An 11,511-nucleotide genomic window follows, 5' to 3' on the forward strand; every position below is an offset into this window, starting at 1 on the left:
GTTGATCATGGCTGGAAACAATGGTCCGTTTGTGCTGCCGCAATATCAGGGAAACCTGTACGACATTCAGCGACAGCAAATGCTTGCGGAAGCACTGATGCGAGGCGCGATGACGTCGCAGCAGACGCCTGCAGGCGCTGCGGTCGGCCCATACCAAGTGCAGGCGCGCACGTCGCCGCTCGCGCCTCTTTCCCAGTTGGGGCAGGCATATCTTGCGGCAAAACTCGGAAACCAGGTAAGTCAGGGATTGAATGGTCTGGGTCAGGCGCAAATGAATTGGGCAATGGGCGGATCGCCCATGTTTGGAGCGCAGTCCCCACAGCAATCTGCCCTGGCAGAGCAACCCGTCGGAAACGGGACTGCCGGGGCTCAACCAGCAACCGTCAATGACCAGTCTGATGGGGCTGCAGGGCTACTTGGTGGAATGATTGGTTCACCAACGGGAGCGCTGCCGCAACTGCAAGGTCAATCGACGGCTCAGCAAGGTGCGCTCGCGCCGGGCGGCTCCCTGAATCCAGCCGGGTGGCCGATTCAGATGGCGGCGATGCGTTTTTTCTCTGATCCTGGGGGGTACTGGAAGGATCAAGCGGCAGCGCTGGCACCGACGGACCAGATCAAGAACAACCGCTGGATGGGGGTATCTCCCGAGCAGGCATCGGCGAACTATCAGAACGAGGCGACGAAGAATGCATCGCTGACTGGGCGATGGGGTTATGCGACACCGGACGGTCGCGGTGGCTTCGCGCCGACTGTTGTTCCGACACAGATTGCGGGTGCACAACTGACGACGCCGAATGGGGGAAAGACGTGGGCATATAACCCGATCCCTGGCGGCGCGGAAGCATTGCAGCAGGAGTCGGGTGCGAAGGCAGCAGGACAGGCGCAATTTAACGTGCGTCCTGCGTTCGGCCCGGATGGACGTCCGGTGTGGAATACCGATTTCAACATCGCGAATGGCTTGTCATCTCCGGGCCAGCCGGGTGGCGGCGCGCTCGGGGGCGCCCGCATCAACGCTGGGCGCTTCGGTAACTATCAGGCGCCAAATGGAGGTCCCACAGTGCCAGGGCTTGCGCCGGGTGTCGCAGGGGCAGCGGAGAAAGTGGCGGGAGCGAATGCCGATCGTTATAACCAGGCTGTCCAGTTCGGCGTCGACAGCCCCACTCGGCAGAACGTACTCGACAACATCATCCAGCTTTCTCAGTCCGGTGTGCAAACCGGTCCCGGCTCGGATTGGCAAAACAATGTCAAAGGCGTGATTGCGAATTCGCCAGTGCTCGGAAAAATGTTCCCGAACTGGCAAGGTAGCGTCGGCGAATATCAGGAGCTCAAGAAGTATCTCAACCAGAACGGTCTGCGTGCATGGCAAGCAGCGGGAGGTACCGGTACTGACTCGCAGATGGAGGCGGCGATGCACGCAAATCCGAACGATACGATGTTCCCTCAGGCATTGCAGACGATGGCTGCATGGGCGAAGGCCGGCGAATTGGCAGGTACGGCGCGTGCGAATTTCTACCAGCAGTTCAAACAGAATAACGGCGGTGTGGCGAATCTCGATCAAGCGGACCAGACGTGGCGCAACAACTTCGACCCTAAGGTGTTCCAACTGCAAACCTATTCACCGCAGCAACGACAGCAATTGCTCAATAGCTTGTCGCCACAGCAGGCGCAGCAGTTGATGCAGCGGCGCGCTTGGTTCAAACAGAATGGGTTGCTGCAATGAGCGCTTCCGATTTCGATTCGATTTTCCAGCTCGCGGGCCAGCAATACAACGTCGACCCGTCGATCCTCAAGGCGATCGCAGCGCAGGAATCGTCGTTCCGGCCGAATGCGGTCAATCCAGCGAGCGGCGCGGCCGGGTTGATGGGCTTTACGCCGGCTACGGCAAAGGCATATGGGATTAATCCTCTCGATCCGACGCAAGCTGTTCCAGCGGCGGCAGCGATGTTTGCCGAAAACATGCAGCGGTTTGGTGGGAACGTCGAACAGGCAGTCGCGGCGCACTTCGCCGGACCGGACCAGAAGCTCTGGGGGCCGAAGACGAATGCCTACGTGGGAAATGTTGCGGCGAAATACGCAGCAATCAAACAGAGCGGTGGCTACGCGCCGGCCTCACAACAGTCGGTTGGACAATCGTCGACGCCTGATGACATCGATGCGCTGCTCGAGCAGCGAGCGCGAGGGCAGCAAATTGGCATGCAACCATCGGCCCCGTCGGGGCACGGTGCGGCGGATCCAATCGACGTGATGTTGGCGGCGCGTGCGTCGGGACAGCAATTCGGCGATCAAGTGGCGCAACAACCGACAAGGACAGTTCCGTGGTCGTCGAACGATCTGGCGAATGACCTAGCGGCAGGCGGTGCGTCTTCCGGCACCTGGAATGATCTTCAGCAGATCGGCGCGGGCGCGTGGCACGGGGTAAGCAGCCTTGCGAGCAATGCGGCGAACGTCGTCGAAAAGGGCATCGCCGCGGGTGCAAACGCTATTCCAGGGGTGCGTGGATCCGCGATCGGCAACTGGCTTGCCAATACTGCGAACAGTGATGTCGCCGCGCAGTCTGCATCTGATCAACAATTCCGGAAAACGGCATCTCCTGGCGCGCATGCTGCGAGCATTGTTGCCCCGATGATCCTTCCGGTAGGAGGCGTCTTGAAGGCTGGCAATGCTGTTCGAGCTGGTGTCACTTCGCTTCCCATGATGGGCGGCACGGTCGGGCGTATGGTTGGCGCCGGCCTTGGCAATGCGGCCACCGGCGCCGCACTGTCTGCAGGCGCATCGATCGATCCGAGTCAATCCTACTGGGCGCAAGTTGGAAACAATGCGCTGGTCGGCGCAGGCGTTGGCGCGGCTATACCTGCAGCCATTGGCGCCGTTGCGGGAGCGGGCCGAAGCCTCTACAACGCTGTTCGTCCTATTCTTGATCCGCGTGGATATGTGGGGCAGCAACTCGCTAACGCGGTGGGCAACGATGCCGCACAGGCTGCGAGAAATATACGCGGCGCGTCTACTTTCGTGCCGGGTTCCACCCCGACTACGGCGCAGGCCGGTGCTAGTCCTGTATTGGTGGCGACAGAGAAGGCTGCAGCAAACGCAAATCCGGATTTCCGCAATGCATTGATGCAGCGTGCTATCGATAACAATAATGCGCGCTGGCAGGCGCTCATGGGAGTCGCGGGCACACCGGCCGATATGCAGGCGGCACAGGCCGCCCGCGAAGCTGCTGCATCACCGCTATATCAACAGGCGCATCAGGCGACAGCTAATGTCGGTCCTGCTTTCATGCGCTATGCCCAAATCCCGGAGATGCAAGAGGCAATGCAACGTGCCAACCAGATTGCCTCGCTGGATGCCGCAGTGGGGCGTGGCATTGCCCCAATTTGGCCCCAGCAAGGCGGTAGTCTGGCAATCAATGGCGCGGCGCTCGACTATACCTCTCGAGCTTTGGGAGACATGATTGGTGAGGCGCAACGCACTGGCGCCACCACGCGTGCAGGATCGCTAGCCGCACTGAAGACCAATGTCGACAATTGGATGACACGCTATATCCCCGGCGTTCAGCAGGCGCGCGCGGCATACGCCGCTGGTAGCGTGCCGGTGAATACAATGGACGTGGGCCAACAGATCGCCAACGGCTTGGGCACGCGCGTTATGAATGCGGGCGGAGTACCGGAAATTCAGATGATGCCGTATCGAGCCGCGCTCGCAAAGGCAATGAACAGCGGTGACGCGGCGGCGTACGGAATTGATGCCAACGCCCTCGGCACGCTCCAGCGCATTGGACAGGATCTTCAGCGCGCGACGATATCGAACTCGGTCCGCACGCCGGGGAGCGATACGGCGTACAACCTTGCGGCTAATGGCTGGCTTGCGCGCCAGCTGTATGGGCGGAACTTTCAAGGGGGCGCAGTGGGGCGCGTTTTAGGTACTGCGACGCAAGCTGCTGGCGCGGCGGGCGGCGCGGCTCTCTTCGGGCCTGCAGGTGCAGGAGTAGGCTCCGCGCTAGGCAGTGGCGTCGGAAGTTTGCTGAACGGATCGCGTATCGGGAGCCGGCTGAATGAACATCTGGCCGATCTGCTACTGAATCCGCAGGGATTTCTCCCATACCTTGATGCCTATACTGCCGGTCCAGTGACATCCCGATCGCAAATGATGGCGCAAGCGTTGGCGCGTCGTCTTCGGTACGCACCTGCTCTGGCAGTCCCGCAGCTTGCCGGTCCGCAGGGGAGTCCGTAAAGACCGCCGATCTATCGCCCCAATCGCGGCCCCCGGCGGGTCAGCTTTGGTACTTTGCGTACCTCCGTTATCTCGCCGTCGATCGTCATCGGTTGCTCCGCGATTCGAGGCGGCGAATCCTCGGATGCGTCGTCAACCACGTCCCACGCTCCAGGCGTAGGCTTCGACTCGGGTTTTTCGGCCAAGAGCGGGACTAGCCCGATCAACCCAAACAGAACCGCTGCGCCGATATAGATGAAAACGTGATCGGCAAGCGTGATGCCAGAAGTATTCGTTGCGGCAATCGTCCCGGCGATCGCGGGGGCTAGACTCATCGAATTCTGCCTTCGTTTTAGTTGCAGCCCCAGGCGGTGCAATACCGACTGAACGAGCTTCCTTCTGAACTGGTTCCATACATGGACCGATTGCCGTTGCCATATGTGGTGATGGTCTCGTTCCACGTGTTGCCATTGGCCGCGGTCCCGTTGATATAGGTGGAGTTGCCGATCGTCCGGGCGCTCTCGTTCCAATTGCTCCCCGTATTGGCGTTGTAGCCGCTGACTGTCGTCGCATTGCCCATGCGGCTTACAGAATAGGAGTTTCCGTTGTTGTCGTTACAAGTCTGAAATGCTGCAGTGCCAAAGCAGGCGGCGACGGCAGTGTTCGAAGCAACGATGAGAATCAAAGCGGCGATCTTCATGGCGATATTCCCCGAGTGTGGGCTTCTAGGAGCCGTGTCCAATGAGGATAGGGGGTTGCCACCGCTGCGACAAGTTCGGTCAAAAGAACGGCAGATGTTCTGTCATATGCTCCCGGGTATGTCCGAAAGTGAACGTTGGGGCGATGCAGGCTGTATCGCCTCTACAACATGTGGTTTCCGGCATGAGGTTTCGTGGCGGTCATATTCAGGCGCATCACTCTGTAAAAGCGGTTGCACCGTCAATGGCATCGCGAACTATTGCATGCGTCACTCTGTAGACGCGACTGCCATTTTTCGTCGCCGGACCGAGGTCGCGAAAATCTGTTGCCAAGCCGTCCGGCCATCGCTAATCTTGCTGCATACCTAGCCCGGGTTAAAGGGCATCGACTGCAGGACCTGGCTGTTGAACAGCCATATGTAAGCCCGCTCTGCGGGCACGGTGACTCAATCACCGAATGAACTGAGTAGGGCCCCGGCCCAAAATCCGTCCATCGTTTCATGATGGGCTCGTGACTGCTTCGCCGCTAGGTGAAGCCCCCCACCGCCTTTTGCTTCTTGCGAAAGGCGCGCTGTGCAATCCCCGTATGCCGCTCCCGCGGCAATCAATCCGTGACGTGCGCTCCCCAGCGCTAACGCCGTGTCTTGTCGCGTCCGTCTCAATCGTCCCCGTGACGACTGGCGGCGCGCTTGGCCTCGGTGTCTGGAATCTCGTGTCGACTCGCTCGGCACGCATCAATTCGCGCGGTCGGGGCATTGGCGCCCTCGATCGGTCGCAAAGCCAAAACACGGATCAAACGGGGGAAGCGTCTTCCCGCCACGCGTCGAACCTCATCGGGTTGATGCGCGCCGGGCTGCGCCAGCTTGCTGGCGTAGAACGCTCCCAATCTCACCAGGCCGAGGCTCGTGCCCCCGTTTGTTGTCTCCCAGCCGCGGATTCGCGGCTCCGTCCAGCGGACAGGGAGGCAACTGGGGTCGAGCCTCACGTCATGGACGCGGGGTACGCATGTCGCACAAATCTCTCACGGCCGACCTGTGCCGTGCTGCGCGCGGGGCGCGCGGCAAACAGGCAAACTCGACCTCGAAAGGTCGGGAGAAGTCGCTCGCGCGTTTCGCTCGGTTTCTGTGGGCTATGGGCTTTCAGGTTCATACGACCGGTCAGCTCAAAGAGAAGCATCTGATCGCGTGGTCGAACGACATGATGGCGCGAGGGCGTTCGAAGCGGACGGCGATCAACAACATGACGCACATTCGAACGGCGCTCGAAGGGATCGGTCGCCGGCCGTTTGCCGACAAGATGAGCAATGCGGCGCTCGGGCTGTCGGGGGCAAGCCGGGCCGGCACGAAACGGCCGATGATGCGCGATGAGCTGGAAACGTATCGTGTTGCAGTTGCTGCGATCGATCCGGGCATTGCAGTTGTGCTCGAGCTGCAGCTGGAGTTCGGACTTCGCGCCCGGGAGGCGGTAGAAAGCATCAAATCGCTGGTTGACTGGCGGCGCGCGCTGTCGAGCTCGATCGGGGACGGCTTCGTGACCATCATCCACGGGACGAAGGGAGGCAAGACGCGTCGGAGCCCACCGTTGGACACGCGGCGCGCCACTGAGCTGGTGGAAAGGGCGATCGGGCTGTCGAACGCGTACGGCGGGAAGCTGGTGCGCAAGCCAGATCTGAGACGAGCGATGGAGCGCTACCACTACGTGGTGCGCATGGTCGGTATGACCGATGAGCGCGCACCGCACAGCCTTCGATACGCATACGCGACCGAGCACCTTGAGCGGCAGAAGGCTGCCGGCGTATCGCGTCGGGAGGCGGCTGCAGGCGTATCGACATGGCTCGGCCACGGGGACGGACGCGGGACGTGGGTGGAGCGCGTCTATGGGCGGGAGGTGCTGGTCGATGCGGAGGTGACGCATGCGTAAGCACGTCGACACGCTGCCGGTCGTGGGGCACTCACGCTGGTCGCAGATCGCCCCGTTCGTTAGTGTCTCGAGGGAGACGTGGCGCCAGCTTTGTCTGGCCGGCCGCGCTCCAGCGCCAATTCGACTGTCGTCGCGGTGTACTGTGTGGAAGAACGCGGAGATCCATGCGTACCTAGACGATCCGGTCAACTTTCGAGCGTCGATCGTATCCCATCGCGCGGATGGTGTGCCTAAGGGTTCGTGACAATCGGCCGATATACAGGATCGGCTATACTCCCATCGATTTACGCGCCTAGGCACCCGATCGACCTGTTCCATTTAGAAATGGCAATCGCAAAACCGATCCGTCAGCACAATGCTATCGAGGCTATGGCCTTTGTTCTGACCTTCTCGCGAGCATTTGATGCCGCCGAAGTGACGCGCTTGGCTACGCTGCGCGAGACGTTGCGCTCAGATCTGCCACGCTTTGAGACAACGCAGGGCATAGCATTCCATATTGGAATGCCTAACATCACGCAACAAGCGACTCCGAGCGGGGTGCTGCTCCAACGTTTCAAGGAAGACGGCACGCCGGCTTGGGTTGTTCGGGCTACCGATCAGAACGTTGTCGTGAACTGCCTCGACTACGACTCATGGCAAAAAGTATGGCCGCAGGCGAAGCGCTTCATGACTGAAGTCGTGAGACAGATCGCCTCGGAGACAAACCCGCTCAGTCAGATTACTCTGCAAGTCATCGACAAGTTCATCTACGAAACGGACCCGGAGCCCTACCTGATTGGTGATGTTTTCAATCCTGATTCTCAGTTTTTGCCAGCCAATACGTTGGCGGTTGGGCCGCTTTGGCATGTTTATCAAGGTTGGTTCGTGCTAACCATGAATGATGGCGAGGGGCCTGCTGCGGAAGCGCAATTCGCCAATCGCCAATTGCTGAACGTCCTAAACCTCTCGAGCGCGAATATCGACGGTCGTCTCACCGCTTCGATCGATCACTTAGCCCAAGTGACGTTCAAGGACAATCTGCCTAAGGCACTTTCGTCTGCGTCGGATGAAGAGAATGAGGAGTTCTTGCAGGTTGCTTTCAAGGGACTGCTGCAGCCAAACAATAAAGTACTCATGCGCAATGTGTTGAGTCGCGAACAATTGATTGCCATTGGGCTGGAGGATCAATGACGTCGACGGCCACAACCACTTCATATTCGCCTGGCTGGTTGCAGACTGGCTGGCGCCCGCAAAGTGACCCGCGTATCGCACTGCAGGTGCGTAAGGCACGTCAATCTACGTCCAGTCTCGGTCCAAACATGCTAGGGCTTAGGGAGTTCGTTTCGATGACACCATCAACGGATCCGAGATCGCGAGAAAGGAGAAACGTGGGCGCAACTATGACAGAGAGTTCGGCTGCACGACGTTATCTCGCCGGCGCCAAGTTCGAAACGCTTGCTGGCGTCGACCTCATCCGGAACGTGGCAGCAAGGCATTTCGCCGGCGCGCACCTACAACTCACGATGTATTCTGATCCAGAGGAAGGTTGGGAGAAGGTGCTTATAAACGTCGAAACAACGCTAGCTTCGCAAGAGCACTTTTTGGAACTCGAAGATTCGTTCTTGGACGAAATATGCGCGGACAGCCGGATGGCGAGCGCACTTGATGAAGTAATCGTAAGGATTCGCTGACATGGCATGCGAGCCCCGCGAATTTCTTGCGGTTGCGCGCGAATTGCATCAGGGCGCGCAGAACACTGAAGAGGCAAAGCTGCGATCTGCCATCAGTCGCGCTTATTACGCGGCATTCCTATATGCGCGCGACGCTGCGTGCATTGCGGATTTGTCTAGCACAGTGCATGCACTCACCCGACAGCATTACTCAAAAATTGGCGAAGCCAAAGTTGCGTTGAGGCTGGATTCTCTGCGGGTCAGCAGAAACGATGCGGATTATGAAATGGCGCTGTCGTTCAACAAGATCAAATCCAATCATGCTATCGACATCGCGCAGCGAGTAATCGAGCACATCGAGAAACTGCAGGCTTGAGCTGATACCACGTCCAAAGTCGTTAACTGCGCTGGTCTCAGTAGACCCTGAGACCGAGCGTTTTAGATACACTTCGATACACAAAGGTCCTGCCAATTAGGCGAGGCCTTCAAATATGGGGTCAGTAGACGTTTCTGCGTTCTGTAATGTGAACGCTTATTGCGCGGCGTTGATCGGGATCACCGCTGCGCCAGCCTCCAGTGCATCGAGGTGATCCGCCCAGTGTTGCATCATCTTGCGACGCTCGGGTAGGAACTCGGCGTGCACATATGCAGCGGTGACTTGATTGCGCTCTGCGTGGGCAAGTTGCCGGTCGACCACGTCCCGGCTGTACCCAAGCTCTCGCAACACGGTAGCGGCCAGCCCGCGGAATCCGTGGCCTGTCATTCGCGATTTGTAGCCCATCCGGTACAGCGCATAGAGCATTGTGTTGTTCGAGATGTGGCTCCGGCCTTGCACGCTGTGGAACACGAATCGATGCTGGCTATTGAGCGCGCGAAGCTGGGCGAGCACGTCGAGCGCTTGCCGCGATAGGGGCACGACGTGCGGATCGCGCATCTTCATGCGCTCGGGCGGAATCCGCCATTCGGCGGCGCGTTCGTCGAATTCATCCCATTCAGCATTGATCATCTCGGTTGTCCGAGTGAACGTCAGAGCCATGAAGCGGAGCGCCAGCCGCGTGACGAAATCACCTTGGTACGCGGTGATGTCTCTCATGAGCTGCGGGATTTCGACCGGCTTGACACGTGCCATGTGTCGGACGCCGACCCTTTTCTTGAGAACTGTCTCGGCGTCGATATCTGCAGCGGGATTGCGCGGGCATCGCCCGGTCATGATTCCGTACTGGAACACGGCCCTTGAGCGCTGGAGGATGCGCTTTGCTGTCTCTCGCACGCCGCGGGATTCGACAGCCCTCAGTATCTCGAGCATGTCGGGCGCCTCGATGTCTCGGATCGGACGATGGCCGATTCGGGGAAACGCATCGACTTCGAGCGAGCTGATCACTTTGCCCGCATACACTTCGGTCCAGCCATCCTTCTGGGCCGCAAACCATTCGCGCGCGACAGCCTCAAACGTCGACGCTGCTTCGATCGCCCGAGTGCGTTTGACTTCCCGCTTCTGTTCGGTCGGGTCGGTGCCGGCGGCGAGTTGCTTCCGCGCATTGAGGCAGGCTTGCCGAGCCTCGGCCAGTGTCACCTCTGGGTAGACGCCGAAGGCGGCGCGCTTCTCTTTGCCCTCGAAGCGGTACTTCATCCGCCAGTAGCGTGACCCGTTCGGCATGACCTCCAGGTACAGCCCCTTGCCGTCTGCCAGGCGATAGGGTTTCTCTGCCGGCTTGGCCTTGCGGATCTGCATCTCGGTCAGCGGGGTAGCGCGCTTCGGCATGGCGTGGGGGCATCGAGTTTGGGGGCACGGAGGCATATCCCAAAAGATGCCCCCAAGTTAGGTTGCTTGTACTGGGCAACCTTGGGCAATGATGGCAGCAAAAGTCCAGGCGACACAAGGATGTGCGCGACTTTTTGGGCAAACTTGGGAAGTGTTGGGAACTTAGATGGTCCCCCCGACAGGAATCGAACCTGTATCTAGCGCTTAGGAGGCGCTTGTTCTATCCATTGAACTACGGGGAGGGCCATGTCCGCGATTCGGCATGCAAAAGACGCGAACGGGACGGCAATGTGGACAGCGCGCAGAGTATAGCAAACGCGCGGCGCATCGGCGGACGGAATGCGCGCCGATGCACGGCCCGGCGCGCAGCCGTCGTCAGAAATACAAGATCAGAAATCGACGACGACGAAATCTTCCTTGCCCACGTCGCACAGCGGGCAGCGCCAGTCGGCGGGAATGTCGGCGAAACGGGTGCCGGCGGGGATGCCTTCGTCGGGCAGGCCTTCTGCCTCGTTGTAGACCCACCCGCAAATCAGGCAGACCCAGCTCTGGTATTCGGTTACTTCGCTCATGTGGCGCTCGGGATGATGAAAGTCGGTGATGCCGTCCGCCGCGTGACCGCCGGACGAAAGGCGCAATGTTACCGGAATTTCGCGCAACGTCTGCGCAACGTCGTTTTAAACGTACGCATCGCGAACAACAGCCGCCATCGCGCGCGCAGGGCATGCAGTGTATGCTTCGTGGGCCTTTCAATCTGAAGGAGAAAAAACGATGCTCAACAAGAAGTGGATCGCGGGTGCGGTGTGTGTCGCGGCGCTGGCCGTGTCGACGCTCGCGCGTGCGGAGGCGCGCGTGTTCTTCGTCGAGCCGCAGGACGGCGCGACGGTCTCGAGCCCCGTTCACGTGAAATTCGGCCTCGAAGGGATGGCGCTGAAGCCGTCCGGCGACATGGCGCCGGACACCGGCCACCATCATCTGCTGATCGACGGCAAGCCGGTGCCGAAGGGCGACGTGATCCCCGCCACCGAACACTCGCTGCACTTCGGCAAGGGTCAAACCGAAACGGACGTGAAGCTGCCTCCGGGCCAGCACACGCTGACGCTGCAGCTCGGCGACGGCGCACACCGCTCGTACGGCCCCGAGCTGAGTTCGACGATCACGGTCAACGTGAAGTAAGCACCACTGCAGCTGCGGGCGCCCAGCCGGAAGCAGCGGCCGGACGCCCGTGCACGACACCGCGCCACACCGCCGCGCGCGGCGCCGACACCATCCG

10 protein-coding genes and 1 tRNA gene are annotated in these 11,511 nt (G+C 60.0%); 7 read left to right on the forward strand and 4 right to left on the reverse strand.

The features are described from left to right. Positions 1-7 precede the first annotated feature (7 nt). Positions 8-1,720, forward strand: a complete 1,713-nt coding sequence (locus tag KDW55_RS26710; RefSeq protein ID WP_212198100.1) for a hypothetical protein — start codon at positions 8-10, stop codon at positions 1,718-1,720. Continuing rightward, positions 1,690-4,230 (forward strand): transglycosylase SLT domain-containing protein, encoded by a 2,541-nt coding sequence (locus tag KDW55_RS26715; protein WP_212198101.1) that lies wholly within the window; start codon positions 1,690-1,692, stop codon positions 4,228-4,230. The genes KDW55_RS26710 and KDW55_RS26715 overlap by 31 nt, the downstream gene beginning before the upstream one ends. 331 nt (positions 4,231-4,561) lie before the next feature. Here the strand turns inward: KDW55_RS26715 and KDW55_RS26720 are convergent, their stop codons facing one another. Further along, positions 4,562-4,909, reverse strand: a complete 348-nt coding sequence (locus tag KDW55_RS26720; protein WP_212198102.1) for a hypothetical protein — start codon at positions 4,907-4,909, stop codon at positions 4,562-4,564. 1,003 nt (positions 4,910-5,912) lie between these two features. Between KDW55_RS26720 and KDW55_RS26725 the strand changes: the two genes are divergently transcribed. The 4 genes from KDW55_RS26725 (at position 5,913) to KDW55_RS26740 (ending at position 8,852) form a co-directional block, all read left to right on the forward strand. Next, positions 5,913-6,827 carry an integrase domain-containing protein gene (locus KDW55_RS26725; protein WP_212198103.1) on the forward strand — a complete coding sequence of 305 codons (915 nt, stop codon included), beginning with the start codon at positions 5,913-5,915 and terminating at the stop codon, positions 6,825-6,827. A 324-nt stretch (positions 6,828-7,151) separates the two neighbouring features. Beyond that, on the forward strand, positions 7,152-7,997 hold the full coding sequence (locus KDW55_RS26730) for a TIGR04255 family protein (protein ID WP_212198104.1): 846 nt from the start codon (positions 7,152-7,154) through the stop codon (positions 7,995-7,997). Between the two features lie 197 nt (positions 7,998-8,194). Further along, positions 8,195-8,497 (forward strand): hypothetical protein, encoded by a 303-nt coding sequence (locus KDW55_RS26735; RefSeq protein WP_212198105.1) that lies wholly within the window; start codon positions 8,195-8,197, stop codon positions 8,495-8,497. A gap of 1 nt (position 8,498) precedes the next feature. Continuing rightward, positions 8,499-8,852 carry a HEPN domain-containing protein gene (locus KDW55_RS26740; RefSeq protein WP_212198106.1) on the forward strand — a complete coding sequence of 118 codons (354 nt, stop codon included), beginning with the start codon at positions 8,499-8,501 and terminating at the stop codon, positions 8,850-8,852. 156 nt (positions 8,853-9,008) lie between these two features. Here KDW55_RS26740 and KDW55_RS26745 read toward each other — a convergent pair whose 3' ends face one another. The 3 genes from KDW55_RS26745 to KDW55_RS26755 all read right to left on the reverse strand — a co-directional run bounded on the left by KDW55_RS26745 (position 9,009) and on the right by KDW55_RS26755 (position 10,810). Further along, positions 9,009-10,238, reverse strand: coding sequence for an integrase arm-type DNA-binding domain-containing protein (locus tag KDW55_RS26745; RefSeq protein WP_212198107.1), 1,230 nt, complete (start codon positions 10,236-10,238; stop codon positions 9,009-9,011). Between the two features lie 167 nt (positions 10,239-10,405). Next, positions 10,406-10,480: transfer RNA gene (locus KDW55_RS26750), tRNA-Arg, on the reverse strand. A 147-nt stretch (positions 10,481-10,627) separates the two neighbouring features. After that, positions 10,628-10,810, reverse strand: a complete 183-nt coding sequence (locus tag KDW55_RS26755; RefSeq protein ID WP_006478164.1) for a rubredoxin — start codon at positions 10,808-10,810, stop codon at positions 10,628-10,630. Between the two features lie 199 nt (positions 10,811-11,009). Between KDW55_RS26755 and KDW55_RS26760 the strand changes: the two genes are divergently transcribed. Next, a complete protein-coding gene (locus tag KDW55_RS26760; RefSeq protein WP_212161762.1) occupies positions 11,010-11,414 on the forward strand; it encodes a DUF4399 domain-containing protein in 405 nt (134 codons plus the stop codon). Positions 11,415-11,511: the final 97 nt, after the last annotated feature.

Origin of the sequence: Burkholderia sp. AU19243, assembly GCF_018148075.1 — a bacterium.
In the GTDB taxonomy this organism is placed as follows: domain Bacteria; phylum Pseudomonadota; class Gammaproteobacteria; order Burkholderiales; family Burkholderiaceae; genus Burkholderia; species Burkholderia latens_A.